Annotated in this window: 18 protein-coding genes and 1 pseudogene; 15 read left to right on the top strand and 4 right to left on the bottom strand. The window is 48.2% G+C overall.

Translation table 11 applies throughout. From position 1 onward, the window contains the following. Nucleotides 1-41 precede the first annotated feature (41 nt). The 12 genes from HMPREF3022_RS00960 (at nucleotide 42) to HMPREF3022_RS00905 (ending at nucleotide 11,030) form a co-directional block, all read left to right on the top strand. On the top strand, nucleotides 42-1,808 hold the full coding sequence (locus HMPREF3022_RS00960; protein WP_070764999.1) for an ABC transporter ATP-binding protein/permease: 1,767 nt from the start codon (nucleotides 42-44) through the stop codon (nucleotides 1,806-1,808). A gap of 146 nt (nucleotides 1,809-1,954) precedes the next feature. Further along, nucleotides 1,955-2,674: a glycosyltransferase family 2 protein gene (locus HMPREF3022_RS00955; protein ID WP_070764998.1), complete on the top strand. Its 720-nt coding sequence runs from the start codon at nucleotides 1,955-1,957 to the stop codon at nucleotides 2,672-2,674. A gap of 8 nt (nucleotides 2,675-2,682) precedes the next feature. Then, nucleotides 2,683-3,630, top strand: coding sequence for a restriction endonuclease (locus HMPREF3022_RS00950; protein ID WP_283119024.1), 948 nt, complete (start codon nucleotides 2,683-2,685; stop codon nucleotides 3,628-3,630). 14 nt (nucleotides 3,631-3,644) lie between these two features. Next, the gene (locus HMPREF3022_RS00945) at nucleotides 3,645-4,574 is read left to right on the top strand and encodes an LpxL/LpxP family acyltransferase (RefSeq protein ID WP_070764996.1); all 930 of its coding nucleotides are present in this window, start codon (nucleotides 3,645-3,647) and stop codon (nucleotides 4,572-4,574) included. 26 nt (nucleotides 4,575-4,600) lie between these two features. Next, nucleotides 4,601-5,038: an acyl-CoA thioesterase gene (locus tag HMPREF3022_RS00940; protein ID WP_070764995.1), complete on the top strand. Its 438-nt coding sequence runs from the start codon at nucleotides 4,601-4,603 to the stop codon at nucleotides 5,036-5,038. A 103-nt stretch (nucleotides 5,039-5,141) separates the two neighbouring features. Further along, the gene (locus HMPREF3022_RS00935) at nucleotides 5,142-6,521 is read left to right on the top strand and encodes an MATE family efflux transporter (protein WP_070764994.1); all 1,380 of its coding nucleotides are present in this window, start codon (nucleotides 5,142-5,144) and stop codon (nucleotides 6,519-6,521) included. Between the two features lie 70 nt (nucleotides 6,522-6,591). Then, entirely contained in the window at nucleotides 6,592-7,632 is a 1,041-nt protein-coding gene (murB, locus tag HMPREF3022_RS00930; RefSeq protein WP_049332494.1) for a UDP-N-acetylmuramate dehydrogenase, read from the top strand. Between the two features lie 18 nt (nucleotides 7,633-7,650). Then, nucleotides 7,651-8,292 carry a TetR/AcrR family transcriptional regulator gene (locus HMPREF3022_RS00925; protein ID WP_049332493.1) on the top strand — a complete coding sequence of 214 codons (642 nt, stop codon included), beginning with the start codon at nucleotides 7,651-7,653 and terminating at the stop codon, nucleotides 8,290-8,292. A gap of 91 nt (nucleotides 8,293-8,383) precedes the next feature. Beyond that, nucleotides 8,384-9,157: a Rossmann-fold NAD(P)-binding domain-containing protein gene (locus HMPREF3022_RS00920; protein ID WP_049332491.1), complete on the top strand. Its 774-nt coding sequence runs from the start codon at nucleotides 8,384-8,386 to the stop codon at nucleotides 9,155-9,157. Between the two features lie 50 nt (nucleotides 9,158-9,207). Then, complete coding sequence (locus tag HMPREF3022_RS00915) at nucleotides 9,208-9,780, top strand: ubiquinone biosynthesis accessory factor UbiJ (RefSeq protein WP_070764993.1); 573 nt, start codon at nucleotides 9,208-9,210, stop codon at nucleotides 9,778-9,780. 27 nt (nucleotides 9,781-9,807) lie between these two features. Further along, nucleotides 9,808-10,698, top strand: coding sequence for an NAD(+) kinase (locus tag HMPREF3022_RS00910; RefSeq protein ID WP_036491160.1), 891 nt, complete (start codon nucleotides 9,808-9,810; stop codon nucleotides 10,696-10,698). A 26-nt stretch (nucleotides 10,699-10,724) separates the two neighbouring features. Beyond that, complete coding sequence (locus tag HMPREF3022_RS00905) at nucleotides 10,725-11,030, top strand: hypothetical protein (RefSeq protein ID WP_049332487.1); 306 nt, start codon at nucleotides 10,725-10,727, stop codon at nucleotides 11,028-11,030. Between the two features lie 101 nt (nucleotides 11,031-11,131). Here the strand turns inward: HMPREF3022_RS00905 and HMPREF3022_RS11185 are convergent. Then, nucleotides 11,132-11,398 (bottom strand): annotated as a pseudogene (locus HMPREF3022_RS11185) (IS30 family transposase); the annotation flags it as partial. 649 nt (nucleotides 11,399-12,047) lie between these two features. On the opposite strand from HMPREF3022_RS11185, the gene HMPREF3022_RS00895 reads away from it, so the two are divergent. After that, a complete protein-coding gene (locus tag HMPREF3022_RS00895; protein ID WP_032804036.1) occupies nucleotides 12,048-12,467 on the top strand; it encodes a DUF6911 family protein in 420 nt (139 codons plus the stop codon). 389 nt (nucleotides 12,468-12,856) lie between these two features. Here HMPREF3022_RS00895 and HMPREF3022_RS00890 read toward each other — a convergent pair whose 3' ends face one another. From HMPREF3022_RS00890 to HMPREF3022_RS00880, 3 genes are all read right to left on the bottom strand, one after another. Beyond that, nucleotides 12,857-13,204: an RNA ligase family protein gene (locus HMPREF3022_RS00890; protein ID WP_239669552.1), complete on the bottom strand. Its 348-nt coding sequence runs from the start codon at nucleotides 13,202-13,204 to the stop codon at nucleotides 12,857-12,859. Between the two features lie 59 nt (nucleotides 13,205-13,263). Then, nucleotides 13,264-14,565, bottom strand: coding sequence for a polyamine export protein PaeA (locus HMPREF3022_RS00885; RefSeq protein ID WP_049332483.1), 1,302 nt, complete (start codon nucleotides 14,563-14,565; stop codon nucleotides 13,264-13,266). A gap of 101 nt (nucleotides 14,566-14,666) precedes the next feature. Then, nucleotides 14,667-15,974 (bottom strand): replication-associated recombination protein A, encoded by a 1,308-nt coding sequence (locus HMPREF3022_RS00880; protein ID WP_049332481.1) that lies wholly within the window; start codon nucleotides 15,972-15,974, stop codon nucleotides 14,667-14,669. A 151-nt stretch (nucleotides 15,975-16,125) separates the two neighbouring features. Between HMPREF3022_RS00880 and HMPREF3022_RS00875 the strand changes: the two genes are divergently transcribed. Both HMPREF3022_RS00875 and thrC read left to right on the top strand, forming a co-directional pair. Further along, nucleotides 16,126-16,500: a hypothetical protein gene (locus tag HMPREF3022_RS00875; RefSeq protein ID WP_003746335.1), complete on the top strand. Its 375-nt coding sequence runs from the start codon at nucleotides 16,126-16,128 to the stop codon at nucleotides 16,498-16,500. Nucleotides 16,501-16,585: 85 nt separating this feature from the next. After that, nucleotides 16,586-17,995 carry a threonine synthase gene (gene thrC / locus HMPREF3022_RS00870; protein WP_070764992.1) on the top strand — a complete coding sequence of 470 codons (1,410 nt, stop codon included), beginning with the start codon at nucleotides 16,586-16,588 and terminating at the stop codon, nucleotides 17,993-17,995. The last annotated feature ends 106 nt before the right edge of the window (nucleotides 17,996-18,101 follow it).

Genomic DNA, 18,101 nt, shown 5'->3' with positions numbered 1-18,101 from the left:
CCGTTCAGACGGCCTTTACGACCCTTTCAGAGAATACATCCATGCAAAAATGGCAAACCGAGCTTTATTCCTCACCGTCTTGGCTGGTACAGACCTTGTTGATGGTCGCCGCAGCTTCGGCGGTGATTCTGTTTTTTGCACGCAACACGCGCTTCGGGCGCGAGTTCAGCTATATCCTGCGGCTGTGTCTGACGCCGAAAAGTGCAGTTAAAGTATTGTTGCTGATTACGGCGATGATTACGCTGCTACTGACCGAAGTGCGGTTGAATGTGTTGAGCACCTTTATGTCCAAAGGGCTTTACGACTCGATGCAGGATTTGAATGCCTCCGCGTTTTGGATGTTTGCAGCGATGAATGCGGGCGTGGTGTTGATACGGGCGTTTAACAACGTCGTCAACGACTTTCTTGATCAAGGCTTGGCGATTAAATGGTCGGAGCGGCTCAATGAAGTTTTGACTTCGCGCTGGCTTACCGACAAAAACTACTACCGCCTGCAAATGCGCCGCCACGCGCCGGACAATATCGACCAGCGTATCCAACAGGACGCGCAGGAATTCATCGCCTCAACCATCGAATTTGTGCGCGGCATGGTCAATTCGGTCGTTACCTCGCTGGAATTTGCCGTTGTTTTGTGGGGTTTGGCGGGCATCCTGACCGTGTTCGGCTTCGATATTCCGCACGGCATCGTTTGGTTTGTCTATATGTTTGTAATTTTGGCGACCTTTATCGCCATGTGGATAGGCAACCCTTTGATTCGTTTTAATTATGAAAACGAAAAACTCAACGGCGACTACCGTTATTCCCTTGTCCGCGTGCGCGACCATGCCGAAAGCGTCGCGTTTTACAACGGCGAAAAACACGAACACGACCAGCTTGCCGACCGCTTCAAAGCCATCATCCGCAACCGTTGGCGCATTGCACGGCAAAGCGTCTGCCTGAGCGGCTTTAACGATATGTTTACCAACGGCATCAAGCTCTTCCCCATTATTTTGCAAGCTCCGCGCCTGTTTGCCGGACAAATCAAAATCGGCGACATCCAGCAGACCGTCCAAGCATTCGCACGACTGCAAAACGCACTGTCTTTCTTCCGGATGTTCTACAACAAATTCACTGCCTACCGCGCCCGATTGGAGCGTCTGTACGGCTTTTTGCTGAGCACGGAAGAAAAACACGCCGCACAACAACCCGAGCTTACCGAAGTTTCAGACGGCCTGATCTTAGAAAACGTCGCCCTATACCGCCACAACGGCGAAGTTTTATTAGACGGTATCAATATTAACCTCAAAAGCGGCAATTCCCTGCTGATACGTGGCCCGAGCGGTTGCGGCAAAACTTCGTTGCTACGCACGCTGGCAGGGCTTTGGCCTTTCGGCAGCAGCGGTAAAGTCAGCCATCCGCCGCATCAAGACATCCTCTTCCTGCCGCAACGCCCGTACACAGCGCAAGGCAGCCTGCGCGATGCGATTTGTTACCCTGACATCGACAAACAACATCCCGAACTGATCGAAGCCATGAATACCTGCCGATTAGGTTATCTGGTCGATAAATTAGATAAAACCGATGACTGGCAGCATAAACTCTCCCCGGGCGAACTGCAACGCGTCGCCTTCGTCCGCGCCCTGCTCTCGCAGCCCAAAGTCATCCTGCTCGACGAAGCCACCGCCGCCTTGGACGAACCGACCGAAGCCATGCTCTACCGCGCCTTAAAACAAAAACTGCCCGACAGCATCATCATCAGCATCGGCCACCGCAGCACGCTCAACGAGTTCCATGATTCATGCCTCGATGTCGGTCATGTACAATGCTGAATTAAAGGCATAGCAAAGGCCGTCTGAAACAGTGAAAAACGAAATCAAACGATTTTGTCCTCACCGTTTCAGACGGCCTTTTCAAACGCTATGGCATGTTTATTTGCTATACTCTGCATTGTGTTAACGTCGTCTAAAAAATATTTATGAAAACCCTGGCCCTCATTCCACATTACAACCACCCAACCACCATCAGCCACGTTGCCCAAACCATGCGCGGCTTCGGTTTAAACGTTTTAATTGTGGACGACGGTTCACGCGAAGAATGCAAACCTGTATTGCAGACTTTGGTTTCAGAAGGCATTGATGTCCTTTACCGCCCCATCAACGGCGGCAAAGGCGCAGCGGTCAAAACCGGCTTGGAATACGCTCAAGAACATGGCTATACCCACGTCTTGCAGGTTGATGCAGACGGTCAACACTGCTTGAGCGACACGCCCAAACTCCTCGCAGCAGCAGAACAAAACCCCGAAGCCGTCGTCTGCGGCTGGCCGCAATACGGCGACGACGCGCCCAAAGCGCGGCTGTACGGACGCAAAATTACCGATTTCTGGAACATGCTGCACACTTGGTCATGCGATATCAAAGACGGCATGTGCGGCTTCCGCCTCTATCCGCTTGCACCCGCGCTATCCGTCGTCCGCGAAGAAACCGTAGGTGACCGCATGGACTTCGATACGGAAATTCTTATCCGCCTCTACTGGCGCGACGTCAAACCGGTTTGGATTAAAACGCCCGTCCAATACGCCGCCGACGGCGTGTCCCATTTCGATGCCTTTGCCGACAATGTCCGCATCAGCAAAATGCACACACGGCTGTTTTTCGGTATGTTGACACACCGATTGTGTAAAATATTTAATCTATAGAAAGAATTATGATGACTATCCCACATTTTTCAGAATTACGTAAACCTATATTAGAAAAACTATCTGATGGAAAAGTTTGGAAAAAATCTGAACTCACCGCACCATTAGCTAAATATTTCTCCCTAAGCGATGAAGAAATAACGAAAGAATATGAATCTGGAAATGGCATTATTTTTAATGATCGTATTTCCTGGACATTAAGTTATTTAACTCTATGTGAATTACTAGATCGTCCCAAACGAGGGTACTATGTCATTAATTCATTAGGAAGACAATTTCTCTCCAAAAGCAATCAAGAGATTAATGAATATATCGATAAAACAATGGCTTTACGAAATAAAAAAATAAAATCTGAGCCTGTTTTACAGATCACTTTGTCATCAAAAAACTCTATTGAGGAAACCCCTCAAGAACTATTATATGCATCATACAAAACCATACGCCATGAAATATATACTGAAATTATAGACACCATTATCAGTAAAACACCCAAGGTTTTCGAAAAATTAGTAGTCGATTTATTACAAAAAATGGGATACGGTGGTGCAGTAGAAAATTCAGGGACAGTAACTCAATATAGCAAAGATGGAGGTATTGACGGGGAAATTAAGGAAGATATATTGGGATTTGGGAGAATTTATATACAAGCTAAACGATATAAAAAAGATTCCACTATTGGTAGACCAGAAATTCAACGTTTCGTAGGTTCATTAATGGGGAGAAATGCAGACAAGGGCGTTTTTATTACCACCGCCCAATATTCAAATGATGCAATTGAATATGCAAATACTTTACCCAATGCCAAAGTTGTTTTAATAGATGGAATGAAATTGGCAGAATATGTATACCAATATGATTTAGGTATGCAAACAGAACAAACTTTTAGCATTAAAAAGCTAGATACAGATTTTTGGGATTCTCTACTAAACGATGATGTGCAATCCTCTATAACTTAATTCACACCCAAACCATGACCGACAATAAACAAACCCATTGGGCGGCGCAACCCGAACGCGGCAGCCGCCTGTTTCTCGCTCTGACCACACTGATGGTGCGCTATCTGCCGGCTTTTTTCATGAGGCCGTGCATTTGGTTTGTGGTGCTGTATTTTTATGCAACCGCGCCCAAACCGCGCCGTCACATCCTGCGCTATCAAACCCGTCTTCAGACGGCCTTTCCCCATACCGTCCTGCCGAAACACAGCGTATTCAAACAATTCATCGCATTTGGCGAAGCGGTTTGCGACCGTTTTGCCGTGTGGCAACGCAAAATCCGTTATGAAGATTTGGTAATTGAAGATCCGGACGACATCTATTCGCAAGTCAAGCGCAACGAACGCGGCCAGATTTTTGCCTGCTCACACTTGGGCAATACCGAAGTTTGCCGTGCACTGGTGTCGCACCATAAAAATTTCAGACTCAATGTATTGGTGCACAGCAAACACGCGCAGGCATTTAACGAGGCATTGCAAAAAGCCGGCGCAGATCATATCCGTCTGATTCAGGTAACAGATTTGGACACCACCCTGATGATGGAATTAAACCACCGTATCGAAAACGGCGAATGGATTGCCATCGCGGCCGACCGCGTGCCTGTACGCGGCGAGAAAACCGCCGACATTAATTTCTTAGGTCACACAGCCCCTATGCCGCAAGGCGCATGGCTATTGGCTTCGCTTTTAAAAACGCAGGTAAACACGCTGTTTTGCGTCAAACAAAACGGCCGCTATCATTTGAAACTGCGCCGCTTTACCGATACTTCCAGCTGGAAACGCGGCAACCGCGAGGCTGCCGTCAAAAACGCAATGCAACGTTTTGCCGACATTTTGGCGCAAGAATGTGCACAAAATCCGCTACAATGGTTCAATTTTTATGATTTTTGGGGCGAAGACGCCGTCTGAAACCATCACACTTATTCTTTTAAACCATGAAAAAACACATCTACTGCCAACACAGCTTTGAAACCGAAGTTCCTTTTTTTGACGTAGATGCCATGCACATCGTGTGGCACGGCAACTATGTCAAATACCTTGAAACCGCACGTTGCGCTTTTTTGTCTTCCATCGGTTACGACTACAACGAAATGGGACGGCAGGGGTGCAGCTGGCCGATTGTGCAGATGAACCTCAAATACATCCGCCCTGCCCGTTTCGGCCAAAAAATCCGCGTTGATATGGACATCGTCGAGATCGAAAGCTGCCTGCGTATCGATTACACCATTTACGATGCCGAAACCAATGAAAAACTGACCCGCGCTTCGACTACCCAAGCCGCGGTGTCGCTTTCAGACGGCCTGATGCAGTTTCAAACGCCGGACAGCTGGTTGGAAGCAGTAAAAAGACATCCGACATTTAAGGCCGTCTGAAAATTTTAGCGATTAAACAACATATTGCCTGCTTATCAGTATTACCCTTTATAATTTTAAATTTCTGTTTTCAGACGGCCTTTATCCTCAAACCGCACACATTATGCTACTGAACCTCAATCGCTTTGCCTTTCCTGTTTTCTTAAAAGAAACCCGCCTGCTTACCGCCCTCGCCCTGCCTATGCTGTTGGCGCAAGTGGCGCAAGTGGGCATTGGTTTTGTCGATACGGTGATGGCCGGTGGCGCAGGTAAGGAAGATTTGGCCGCGGTGGCTTTGGGCAGCAGCGCGTTTTCGACGATTTACATTACTTTTATGGGTGTAATGGCGGCGTTGAACCCGATGATTGCCCAGTTGTACGGCGCAGGTAAAACCGAAGAAGTCGGTAAAACAGGAATGCAGGGCATTTGGTTTGGCTTGTGTTTGGGCGTATTCGGTATGCTGTTGATGTGGGCGATGATTATGCCTTTCCGTCATTGGCTGACATTAAACGATTATGTCGAAGACACGATGGCGCAATATATGTTCTTTACCAGCTTGGCAATGCCGGCCGCCATGATACACCGCGCCCTGCACGCCTATGCCTCCAGCTTGAACCGTCCGCGCGTGATTATGTTGGTCAGCTTTGCGGCATTTGTGTTGAATGTGCCGCTGAACTATGTATTTGTTTACGGCAAATTCGGTATGCCTGCTTTGGGCGGCGCAGGTTGCGGCGTGGCAACGGCGGCGGTATTTTGGTTCAGCGCATTGGCTTTGTGGCTTTATATTGCCAAAGAAAAATTCTTCCGTCCGTTTGGTTTGACGGCAAAAATCGGCAAACCTGATTTGGCGGCTTTCAAACAGATTTGGAAAATCGGCGCCCCCATCGGCTTGTCTTATTTTTTAGAAGCCAGCGCGTTTTCGTTTATCGTCTTTTTGGTGGCACCATTCGGCGAGGATTATGTTGCCGCCCAACAAGTCGTCATCAGCCTGTCGGGCATCTTGTATATGGTTCCGCAAAGCGTCGGCTCTGCAAGCACGGTACGCGTTGGCTTTTCACTCGGACGGCGCGATTTTTTGCGGGCGCGTTATATTTCAGGCGTGTCGCTGGTGTTGGGCTGGGTACTTGCCACCTGTACCGCACTGCTCTTGGTCATCTTTCGCTTTCAGTTGGCCGGTATGTACACCAACGATGCGGCCGTATTAGGCATTGCCGCGACCGTTTTATTTTTCGCTTCCCTATTCCAACTGGCAGACGCCACCCAATGTATCGCTTCATATGCGCTGCGTGGCTATAAAGTGACCAAAATGCCGATGTTCATCCATGCCGTGGCTTTCTGGGGCTGCGGCCTGTTGCCCGGCTACCTGCTTGCCTATCATGCCAATATGGGTATTTACGGCTTCTGGACCGCGCTGACCGTTTCGCTGACGATTGCCGCCATTGCATTGGTATGGTGCTTGGAGCTTTGCAGTAAAGAGATGGTCAAATCACATAAGGCCGTCTGAAAAATACAAGCAGTCTTTCTCCAATGATTGCGCCATTTAATCAACGAATTCCTATTTTAAAGTTAAACCCATGCAACCCATCCAATACCAAACCGACCTTACCCCTTACAACACTTTCGGCCTGAAAGCCCAAGCCCAAGCATTTGTTGCACTCAAACATGCCAACGAGTTGCGCGACATCGTCCGGCTGCCCGAGTTCGACCGAGATACTGTTTTATGGCTCGGCGGCGGCAGCAATATCCTTTTGATGGAGGACTACGCCGGTCTGGTTGTTCATATGGAAAACAAGGGAATTCGTGAAATTGAGCGTTCAGACGGCCTGGTTTATATCGAAGCTCAGGCTGGGGAAATTTGGCATGATTTTGTTTTGCATACGGTTGGGCTGGGTTTAAGCGGACTGGAAAACCTCAGCCTGATTCCTGGTACGGTCGGCGCGTCTCCGGTACAAAACATCGGTGCATATGGTGTTGAAGCGAAGGATGTTATCCATAGCGTACGCTGCTTTGATTTGGATACGGAAACCTTTGTCGAGCTTTCCAATGCCGACTGTGACTTTGCCTATCGTGAAAGCCTGTTCAAACAGGAAGGCAAAGGCCGTTATGTGATTGTTTCGGTTGTATTTGCATTGAAAGAGCATTTTGTGCCGAACTTGGGCTATGGCGATTTGGCCGCAGCGGTTGCCGAACTGAGCCAAGGCCGAGAGGCGACGGCCAAAGATGTTTCCGATGCAGTGTGTTCAATCCGCAACAGTAAACTGCCTAATCCTAACATACTTGGTAATGTCGGAAGTTTCTTTAAAAACCCAGTTGTCAGCGCCGAAAAAGCTGCCGATTTGTTGCAGCAATACCCTAATATGCCACGCTATCCGCAGCCTGACGGTTCGGTCAAACTCGCGGCCGGCTGGCTGATTGACCAATGCCGTCTGAAAGGCCATCAGATCGGCGGTGCGGCAGTGCATGACAGACAGGCTTTGGTTTTGGTGAATAAAAACAATGCTTCCGCGCAAGATGTCCACCAGCTGGCACAATATGTTTGTAATACAGTATTTACTCAATTTCAGGTAGAATTACACGCAGAACCCAACTGGCTGCCTACTTCATACAGCCTATAAAACAAAGGAGTGTATCCCATGCCACGCATTGCTAAAGTCAACACTTACACACGAATCATCAATGCCAGCCTCGCCTTATTCAACGAAGAAGGCGAGCGCAATATCAGCACCAACCACATTGCCGCCCACTTAGGCATCAGCCCGGGCAACCTCTACTACCACTTCCGCAACAAAGACGAAATTATTGTCCAATTGTTCAAGCGTTACAGCGAAGCCCTGCTTGTCTACCTTAACGAAGCCGTATTGCCGTCTAATGTTGAAGACTCCATCAACTACATGGCCGGTATTTATGATGTGATGTGGGAATACCGTTTCCTTTTCAGCGATGTGAACACCCTGCTTGCCCGCAGTGCCGAATTATTGGGCGAACACAATACCTTTACCCAAGCCAAAGTTTCCCCGCTGTTGGTCAACCTGCTGACCCAGCTCAACGGCTTGAACATCATCAGCGCAGACCAAACCGCGATGAACGACCTCGCCGTCAATATGTGGATGGTAACGAAATACTGGTTCGACTTTGACAGCTCCCTGCGCGGCCGCGCCAAGTTGACCGAAGATTCCAAAGTACGGGGCATCAGCCGCACACTCAGCCTGTTGCGCCCTTACCTCCTGCCGGAACACCGTGCCAAATTCGACCAAAAAATCGGCAGCAACCATTGATTTTTCCATACAAAGGCCGTCTGAAAACGTGGCTTTAACCAAGTTAAAGCCACGTTTTCAGACGGCCTGTTAATTTTCGGATGCTTTATTTATGCACCTTCCCGATATTTCCATTCTCGGCTTAGGCTATCTCGGCCTACCGCTAGCGCAAAAATGTTATGAACAAGGCAGTCAGGTAGCCGCCATCAAACGCAACCTGACCTCCGACGACATCAATCTGCCGATTGAACTCGACATCATCGATTTAAACCAAAACGATATTTTTCACAGTTCGACTTTATGGCAAAACCATATCAACAAGCCGGCATGGTTCTGCCTGCTTCCGCCTTCGTCATTAAACCATTACGCCGATACCCTGAAAAAATGGATTCAACTTGCCGAGCAATCTAAGGTACAACACATCATCTTTACCAGCAGCACCAGCGTGTATGGCGACCAAGCACGCATATGCGATGAAACCACGCCGCCCGATCCGCAAGCCGAATCCGCCCGTCAAATCCTCGCAATCGAGCAAGCCTTATTTGAAAGCGCCGTCCCCCATATCGACATACTGCGACTGGGCGGACTTTATTCTGCCGACCGTCATCCCGTTACCAAGCTGGTTCAAAAAACACGCATTCAAGGCGGCAATCAACCCGTCAATATTCTTCATAAAGACTTGGCCGTCCAAGTCCTTTTTCAGACGGCCTGCCAAGCTGACGGCAAGCGTATCCGCAATATTGTCGAACCCCGTCACCCAAGCCGGGCTGAATTTTATACTGCCGAAGCGGCCAAACTCGGGCTGCCGGCTCCTGATTTCATCGTTGATGACAAAAGCAACGGCAAAATTGTAAATACCGTTTGCGCAGACGGGCTAAGCCTGTAAAATTGCGACTCAACCCATTAATCCGTTTCAGACGGCATTTAGAGTAAACCATGTCCGCCCTATTTCCCCTTATCAACCACCTGATACAGCAAAATCCAGAGCAACAGCGCGAGCTGTCTGAATTTGCAGGCAGCATCATCTGCATCAGCCTAACCGGTTTCAGACTGACCGGACGCATCAGCGAACAAGGTCTTCTTGAAACCGCAAATGAAACCGCCGACACCAACATCACATTCCACAACAGCGCCATCCAAAAAATCCTCCAGGGCGCCCAGCCCGGCGTGGGCGACATCAGCCTCGAAGGCGACTTGGTATTAGGCATGTCCGTCCTTCCTATTTTGGGTGGACTGCGCTATTATCCGAGCGAAGATTTGGCGCGGATATTTGGTCATGTGGCCGCAGAAAGCATCAGCTCGCGCGCCGGCGACATCGGCCACACCATGAAAAAAATAGGCAAAAGCATTGCCGAGCAAATCAGCGACTTTTCACGCGAACCCGAATCCCCTGTTATCGACCAAGCCACGCTTGCCGCATGGTTGGAAGAAGTGGACAAACTGCGTGACGACGTTGCTCGCCTAAACGAACGCCTCGACCGGCTCGAGCGCGATATCTGGATAGATTAGACACTTAATTTCAGACGGCCTACTATCATGAAAAGCCCATTTAAAAACATCGGTATCGTTACACGTCCCAATACGCCCGAAATTCAAGATACCGTCCACACATTGGTTTCTTTTCTGCGCGAAAACGGCTTCACCATCTATCTGGATGAATTGAGCGTAGAAGAACACTGCGTCTATATCCAAGATTCCGCCTACTGCGAAACCGTAAACAAAGCCCAGCTGGGCAAATACTGCGACCTCGTCATTGTGCTCGGCGGCGACGGCACCTTCCTCTCCGCCGCCCGCGAAGTTGCCCCGCGCGCCGTCCCCATCATCGGCATCAATCAAGGCCACTTGGGCTTTCTTACCCAAATCTCACGCGACACCATGGTTGAAGGCATCCGCCCCGTACTGGAAGGCAAATATCTGCCCGAAGAACGCATCCTCATCGAAGCCAGCATCATTCGTGACGGCGAAACCATCGAACGCGCCCTCGCCCTCAACGACACCGTACTGTCTCGTGGCGGCGCAGGCCAAATGATTGAATTTGAAGTATTTATCAATCAAGAATTTGTCTATACCCAACGTTCGGACGGCCTGATTATTTCCACGCCGACAGGTTCGACCGCCTACGCGCTTGCCGCCGGCGGCCCCATCATGCAGGCCGGTCTGCACGCCTTCACGCTCGTGCCCATCTGCCCGCAATCCATGACCAACCGCCCGATTGCCATCTCCGACACCAGCGTGATCGAAATCCTCATTACCAAAAGCGGCGACGCACGCGCACATTTTGACGGACAATCCCATATCGACGTGCAAAACTTCGACCGCATCATCATCCGCCGCTATCACAACCCCTTGCGCGTCCTCCATCCCACCGATTACCAATACTTTAAAACCCTGCGCCAAAAGCTGCATTGGGGCGAACAATTGATTTAAATACCACTTCAATAAACAGGCTGATCATGAAAACCATTTCCCAAACCTTAATCATCGCGCTGTGCGCCCTTTCCTCCCTCTCCGTCTCCGCGCACGGCATGCACAAAAGCAAACCTTTATCCTTTGAAGAATTGCCGAAAATCTGCCAGCAATACTTTACCCGAGCGGATGCGTGTTACCAAAAAGCAGGCGATAAAGCATCGTTCCAACGCGACAACACAAAATACCTGCGCCAAATCCTGCCCGCCGCCGACGTAGGCCAACGTGAACGCATGTGCCAAATTGCCATGGATACATTCGCCGAAAAAACAAAAAACTTGAGCTGCGAATAAAGGTCTCAGTCTTAGCTCTAGCAATTTCTGATTCCATAAAAAGGCCGTCTGAAACATTAGATTGTTTCAGACGGCCTTGGATTCGGATTTCAAGTGCAACACTAGTGTATCAGTGGTTGGAACAGATTCAAGAATAAAACACTTGGCGTTTCGTAGCCAAGTGTTTTTCTTGGTCGGTGGTTCAACTCATCTTGAACCCTGCGTATCTCCCGATTACTGATGTTGCGGAAATCGGTTTGTTTGGGGAAGTATTGCCGGATGAGTCCGTTGGTGTTCTCATTCAGCCCTTTCTCCCAAGAATGGTAAGGGCGGCAAAAATAAGTCTCCGCTTTCAATGCTTTGGTTATTTTGGTGTGTTGGTAGAACTCGCAGCTAATGTAGGAAAAGGTGCTGCTGAAGCTGCGGGGTTAGGGGGACTAGCCTTAACTAAGTTGCCAAAAGGAGCCAATGCAAACGAAAAATTGCCGATTGTTGGGAAAACAAAAGGATATGAAAACCATAAGATTAAAATTTCTTCTGGTGCGGAGAATAATGCTAAATCTATCCCATTAAAAGAGCAGCTATCAAACGAAATGCTTAAAGCACAAGGCACAAATCTTGAGAAGATTGATGTCATTGCGAGAGTGGATGTTAATGGCAGGGTTTATGTTGATACCAATCAGATGGCTAGGGCGGATAAATTTTCAGATCCAAATAAACTGACACTAATTGCAGAAAATGTGGCAGCGAAACCGCCTTTAAAAAACGGCTCGCCTTATCCAAATAGTAATATGGAAAATGCTCATGCAGAAATAGGAGCTATTCAACAGGCTTATGACCGAGGTGTAACTAAAGGTAAAAGTATGGTCATTAATGTTCAAGGTAAGGATGTTTGTGATTATTGTAAAAATGATATAGCTACAGCTGCTGAAAAAGCTGGGTTAAAATCTGTTACTGTTCATGCAATAGATAATAGAACTAAGTTACCCAAAGTGTACGTTTGGTCTAAAGGTCAACGATCAATAAAGGAACCAAAAAATGACAAATAATTTATTTTTTACCTGTGGATTTCAAAGAGGAAAGGACTGGATTATAGCATCTAATAGGGAGAGAGTATCTTCTATTGATAAAGATAAAATGATATCTATACTTAATAATATTGAACTAAATGAGGGGGCTGCGGGGTTAGAGTTTATTCCAGAGCCAGAAGTTGGAATCTCAGGATTATCAGTTCAATGTGACGGTGAAAGATATTTATTTACTTTAATTGAGTATGGAAAAGATGGGGAGTTCCTAATTAGAACAAAATCTGACTTTAATGGTACTCCTGGATTGGTTTACTTTGAGGGAGAACCCTATCCAGCTTGTTCGGTGATAGAAGACTTTGATTTTATTAAAAGAGTATTTATTGAGTTACTAGAAACCGGAAATGTTTCTTATGAGTTAATGGATATATAATTTAAAACATCTATATTATGTATGGCATTCATTCGATTGCCTATTCGCAACTGGAAAGCTATTTTTACCTGTTTGCAGTCCGCCGTAGCGGACATTGGCTTTCAAAAGCTGGTTGAGGATTTTCGATTTATCCCTTCTGTCCAACCCTTCTGTCTATGAAGTACAGGCAGTATTTTGGCGGCTCGAACTCTCCTCAGTCGTCGGCGTAGATTATTTTACTGCCCGTTGAATATCGTGTCCCTCATGAGGCAATGTTCGGATATTGGTTCATAATTTGCCTATGGAAAGCGGGCTTGCCCAAACTGCCGTTGCCCACGCTACAGCCTGCATAGGCCTAAATCAAAGGTCGTCTGAAACCGCATTTTTGAGTTTCAGACGACCTTATATATTTACTTTTCCCCTTCCCTACCCATGCGACGCCATATTGTCGCGGTGGATGACTTCGTCTTCTCGCCAAAAAGTTCGAGGTCGCCTAAATCATCTTTGATTTGCTGCCATCGTTGCAGCAAAGGTTTATCCCACGGATGCTGGGTAGGCGCAGCATGACTACGGGCATAGAGACCGTGTGCGGCAAAGCAGTTGTTTTGCCCATCTAATTTTTCGGTTAAAACCAATTTCGGCAGTGAGGCAAAATATGAAAGAAAGCCGCGCGGCATAAAACGGTCGTCAGAGGTGGTACCAAGGCTGATGGGAGCGTGCAGGCTGCGGGCGTATTTTTGAGGTTCAGTTGTCGTCATAATATTTTTTCCTTTTTATTCATTTTTTAATTTTCTTTTCAAGTGTTCCCTGCAACCCGTTACATTTTCCCCACCATATTTCCTTGTTTGGAAACCAAAAGTTGGTCGATTTTCAAATTTTCAGTATCGATGATTTCAAATTTATAACCGGCATAAACCAGAAAATCTGTACGTTTCGGTATTTTGCGCAGGGAATACATCATAAAGCCGGCGATGGTTTCGTAGTTTTCCGAATTGGGAAACTCCTCAATATCCAGCGCGCGCATAACATCGGTAAGCGGCGTAGCACCGTCCACCAACCATGTGTCTTCGGTACGGCGGATGATTTGCGGCTCTTCTTCGGTATTGACCAGCTCGCCCATCACAATGCTCATCACATCTTTCAGCGTTACCACGCCAACCACCAGCGCGTATTCGTTCACCACCACGGCAAAGTCTTCTCCTGAAGTTTTGAAGGTCTCCAATACATCATAAAGCGACAGCGTGTCGGGAATGAACAAGGCTTTACGCAATACACGCTTGTCGGTCAGGCGGACGTCTTTTTCTTTTAAAAATAAAGTCAGCAGCGTATGCGATTCGATATAGCCGATAACGCGTTCCAAGTCGCCGTCGCACACGAGGAATTTATTGTGTGGTTTTTCCGACATTATTTCCAACACGGTATCGCTGTCGTCATGTTTGTCAAAATAGGCGATATATTCGCGCGTACTCATGGTGGAAGTGACCGTGCGCTCCTGCATATCGAAAATGTTTTCAATCAGATAGTGTTCTTGTTCTTTCAATACACCAGCCTGCGCGCCTGCATCAACGACGGCATAAATATCTTCCGAGGTCAGCTGCTCCTGACGGACGGTTGAAATTTTGAAGAGTTTGAATATTGCGTTTGCCAACCCATCAAAAACCCAGACAAGGGGTTTTAAGATAAAAATCAGAAACATCATCGGACGCACAATGCGTACCGCCACCGCTTCGGGATGGGTCATTGCCATACGCTTGGGCATCAGGTCGGCAATTAAAATAAAGCTGCCTGTAACCAACGAGAAAGTCAGCAAAGAGGCAACTGTGCTGCCCCAACTGCCTGTATTCTCCAAAAGTTTGCCAAAATACGGACGTATTGCTGCCTCGCCGACAATACCGGCAAGAATGGCGACGGCGTTCAAACCGATTTGGACAACGGTAATAAAACTGCCCGGCTGCTGCTGCATATTAATTACATCAAGCGCACGGGTATCGCCGCCGTCTTTCGCCATGACCTGCAATTTGATTTTGCGTGCCGAAGCAAGCGCGAGTTCGGAACAGGATACAAACGCGCTAATGACAATCAGCAGGCACAATAATAGTAAGGCTTCAAAAATATTCATGAAAAAGTTTGTGTATGGTATAGGTTAAAAATATTCAAACAGCAAAGGCCGTCTGAAAAATTCAATTTGATCTTAGATTTGTATGATGTACATTTATTGTTTTAATCATCCAGCGCATCTTCATCCAAGGATTTCAACCATTTTAGCTTTTCGCCAATTTTGATTTCCAATCCACGAGGGACAGGTTGATAGAAATCGGGTTCATCCAAGCCGTTGGGCATATAGCTTTCGCCGGCGGCGTAGGCATTTGGTTCGTCATGGGCGTAGCGATATTCGCGTCCATAACCCAATTCTTTCATCAGTTTGGTCGGGGCATTGCGCAGGTGGACAGGTACTTCGTCGCTGGCATTTTCTTTGACGAAACGGCGCATTTGGTTGTATGCCTTATAGCCTGCATTGGATTTGGCGGCGGCGGCAAGGTACAGCACGGCCTGAGCCAAAGCAAGCTCCCCTTCTGGCGAACCTAAGCGCTCATAAGTAGCGGCGGCATCATTGGCAATCGTTAAGGCACGCGGATCGGCCAAGCCGATGTCTTCCCATGCCATGCGGACAATGCGGCGAGCAAGATAGCGCGGGTCGGTGCCACCATCGAGCATACGGCAGAACCAATACAGCGCGGCGTTAGGATGCGAACCGCGTACGGATTTGTGCAGCGCAGAAATTTGGTTGTAGAAACTCTCGCCACCCTTATCAAAACGGCGGATTTGCGCCCCCAAACTATCGGCAAGAAATTCAGCAGTTAAGGTTTTCAGACGGCGTGTATTAGCAGCGCGTAAAAGCTGCTCGATCAAGTTCAACAATCTGCGTGCATCGCCATCGGCGGTATTCACGAGCAATTCTTGCGCATCCGCTTCAATCGTAAAATCTTGGTATTCGGGCAAAGCCAATACTTTGGCAATCAGCTTTTTCAGGTCGTCTGGAGATAAGGATTGCAAGACATAAACCTGCGCCCTACTGAGTAATGCCGGATTGACTTCAAATGACGGGTTTTCCGTGGTAGCTCCGATAAAGGTTAACAAGCCGCTTTCGACATAAGGCAAAAATGCGTCCTGCTGCGCTTTGTTGAAGCGGTGTACCTCGTCAACAAATAAAATCGTCGCACGCCCTTGTTGCAAGGCAATTTCAGCTTTCTCAATTGCCTCGCGTATATCTTTTACGCCGGAAAATACGGCGGAAACCGGCAGAAACTGGGCATTGAAACTTTGCGCCAAAATCCGTGCCAGCGTGGTTTTACCTACGCCCGGCGGCCCCCATAGCAACATAGAATGCGGCTTTCCTCCCTCCACCGCCACGCGCAAAGGTTTACCTTCGCCGATTAAGTGTTGCTGCCCGATGACATCGTCTAAAGAATGCGGGCGCAGGCGTTCGGCTAAAGGGGCTTCGGGTTGGCGTGCAAAAAGGTCGGACATAGCGGCTTTCGTGCTGATTGATTGAAAAGAAAACTCGCTAGCATTATACGGTAGTTTCGCAAACACACATATCGGGCCGCATTACGGTATAATACATGCTATTTTGAGAACTCTTCGGGCGTTTCAGACGGCCTTGCTTACAGGAAACATCATGACTTCAAAAGCTCTTTTGGCAGCTGTTACATCAGCTTTCTTATTGGGTGCATGCGCTACCGGCGGCGACTCTTTCGGCGGTTTGGGCAGCGGTACGGGTATCGGCAGCAGCGTAGTGAAAATGGCGGTAGATAGCCAATGCCGTACCGAATTAAATAAACGTAACGAATGGCGCGTCATTGCTTTGGCCATGAGCGCGGAAAAACAAGCCGAATGGGAAAATAAAATCTGCGGCTGCGCCAGCGAAGAAGCGCCAAACCAATTGACTGCAACCGAAATGATGCAGGTATTGAGTCCGGCAACCCGCGAGCAGGCCATTGCTTCCGTTACTGCAAAAACGGTTACCGCCTGCTTCAAACGACTCTACAAATAATCGTTCAGACGGCCTTTTTAATATCGAGGCCGTCTGAATTCGTTTTGACTTTCTATTTGAATTTTAAATATATAGAGAAGAAACCATGAAATACATCAGCACCCGCGGTGCAACCGCACGCAAGCAATTCAGCGAAGTTTTATTGATGGGTTTGGCTCCTGACGGCGGTTTGATGCTGCCTGAGCAATATCCTCAAATCGACCATGTTACCTTAGACCAATGGCGCACACTCAGCTATCCTGAGCTGGCGTTTGAAGTCATGAGCCTGTTTGCCACCGACATCCCTGCTGATGATTTACGCGATATCATCAACCGCACCTACACCGAAGAAGTATTCGGCACCAAAGCCATTACTCCGGTTCGTACACTTTCAGACGGCATCAAAATTCAAGCCCTCTCCAACGGCCCGACTTTGGCATTCAAAGACATGGCCATGCAATTCTTGGGCAATGCGTTTGAATATGTATTGAACAAAGAAGGCAAAGAACTCAATATCTTAGGCGCCACCAGCGGCGACACCGGCTCTGCTGCCGAATATGCCCTGCGCGGTAAAAAAGGCGTCAATGTCTTCATGCTGTCTCCGGAAGGCAAAATGAGCGCATTCCAACGCGCGCAAATGTTCAGCCTGCAAGATGCCAACATCCACAACATCGCCGTTGAAGGTATGTTTGACGACTGCCAAGACATCGTTAAAGCCGTACAAAACGATGCCGAATTCAAAGCCAAATACCATATCGGCACAGTCAACTCCATCAACTGGGGTCGCATCGTCGCCCAAGTCGTGTACTACTTTGCCGGTTATTTCAACGCCACTTCGAGCAATGACGAAAAAGTCAGCTTCTGCGTACCAAGCGGCAACTTCGGCAATGTCTGCGCCGGCCATATCGCCCGTCAAATGGGCCTGCCTATTCACCGCTTGATTGTCGCCACCAATGAAAACGACGTATTGGACGAGTTTTTCAAAACCGGTGCATACCGCCCGCGCAACAGCGAACACACCCACGTCACATCCAGCCCGTCTATGGATATTTCCAAAGCCTCCAACTTCGAGCGTTTTGTGTTTGACCTGATGGACCGCGATGCAGACGAAATCAAAACCTTATGGGCTGAAGTAGGTTCCGGCAAAGGTTTCAATTTGGAATTTACCTTAAACAAAGTACATCAACAATATGGCTTTGTTTCCGGCAAATCGACCCATGCCAACCGCCTTGCCACCATCAAACAGGTTTACGAACAAGACCGTGAATTGATTGATCCGCATACAGCCGATGGCATCAAAGTAGCGCGTGAAGTACGCGAAGCCGGCGAAACCATTGTCTGCCTCGAAACCGCATTGGCTGCCAAATTTGAAGCCACTATCCATGAGGCTGTTGGCGAAGTTTCCATCCCTCGTCCGGCCACATTGGAAGGCTTGGAAAACCTGCCGCAACGTGTCCGTGTTGTCCCTAATAATGCAACGGCAGTGAAAGATATCATTAAGGAAGCCCTGGCTTAATCGGCTGTCTTTGATGACTGAAGAGGCCGTCTGAAACTTTTTCAGACGGCCACAACTGGTGTTTGAGAAGTAGGCAGCGTTATTGCCAACCCCACCGCATTATAGT

The sequence above is a fragment of the Neisseria sp. HMSC065C04 genome, assembly GCF_001815375.1.
Lineage (GTDB): Bacteria > Pseudomonadota > Gammaproteobacteria > Burkholderiales > Neisseriaceae > Neisseria > Neisseria flavescens_D.
This window is presented reverse-complemented; position numbering and strand designations above follow the sequence as displayed.

Bases quoted from the DNA above. Each gene is read 5' to 3' on its own strand.
- HMPREF3022_RS00960 (WP_070764999.1), top strand. From the start codon at position 42: ATGCAAAAATGGCAAACCGAGCTTTATTCCTCACCGTCTTGGCTGGTA.
- HMPREF3022_RS00955 (WP_070764998.1), top strand. From the start codon at position 1,955: ATGAAAACCCTGGCCCTCATTCCACATTACAACCACCCAACCACCATC.
- HMPREF3022_RS00950 (WP_283119024.1), top strand. From the start codon at position 2,683: ATGATGACTATCCCACATTTTTCAGAATTACGTAAACCTATATTAGAA.
- HMPREF3022_RS00945 (WP_070764996.1), top strand. From the start codon at position 3,645: ATGACCGACAATAAACAAACCCATTGGGCGGCGCAACCCGAACGCGGC.
- HMPREF3022_RS00940 (WP_070764995.1), top strand. From the start codon at position 4,601: ATGAAAAAACACATCTACTGCCAACACAGCTTTGAAACCGAAGTTCCT.
- HMPREF3022_RS00935 (WP_070764994.1), top strand. From the start codon at position 5,142: ATGCTACTGAACCTCAATCGCTTTGCCTTTCCTGTTTTCTTAAAAGAA.
- murB (WP_049332494.1), top strand. From the start codon at position 6,592: ATGCAACCCATCCAATACCAAACCGACCTTACCCCTTACAACACTTTC.
- HMPREF3022_RS00925 (WP_049332493.1), top strand. From the start codon at position 7,651: ATGCCACGCATTGCTAAAGTCAACACTTACACACGAATCATCAATGCC.
- HMPREF3022_RS00920 (WP_049332491.1), top strand. From the start codon at position 8,384: ATGCACCTTCCCGATATTTCCATTCTCGGCTTAGGCTATCTCGGCCTA.
- HMPREF3022_RS00915 (WP_070764993.1), top strand. From the start codon at position 9,208: ATGTCCGCCCTATTTCCCCTTATCAACCACCTGATACAGCAAAATCCA.
- HMPREF3022_RS00910 (WP_036491160.1), top strand. From the start codon at position 9,808: ATGAAAAGCCCATTTAAAAACATCGGTATCGTTACACGTCCCAATACG.
- HMPREF3022_RS00905 (WP_049332487.1), top strand. From the start codon at position 10,725: ATGAAAACCATTTCCCAAACCTTAATCATCGCGCTGTGCGCCCTTTCC.
- HMPREF3022_RS00895 (WP_032804036.1), top strand. From the start codon at position 12,048: ATGACAAATAATTTATTTTTTACCTGTGGATTTCAAAGAGGAAAGGAC.
- HMPREF3022_RS00890 (WP_239669552.1), bottom strand. From the start codon at position 13,204: ATGACGACAACTGAACCTCAAAAATACGCCCGCAGCCTGCACGCTCCC.
- HMPREF3022_RS00885 (WP_049332483.1), bottom strand. From the start codon at position 14,565: ATGAATATTTTTGAAGCCTTACTATTATTGTGCCTGCTGATTGTCATT.
- HMPREF3022_RS00880 (WP_049332481.1), bottom strand. From the start codon at position 15,974: ATGTCCGACCTTTTTGCACGCCAACCCGAAGCCCCTTTAGCCGAACGC.
- HMPREF3022_RS00875 (WP_003746335.1), top strand. From the start codon at position 16,126: ATGACTTCAAAAGCTCTTTTGGCAGCTGTTACATCAGCTTTCTTATTG.
- thrC (WP_070764992.1), top strand. From the start codon at position 16,586: ATGAAATACATCAGCACCCGCGGTGCAACCGCACGCAAGCAATTCAGC.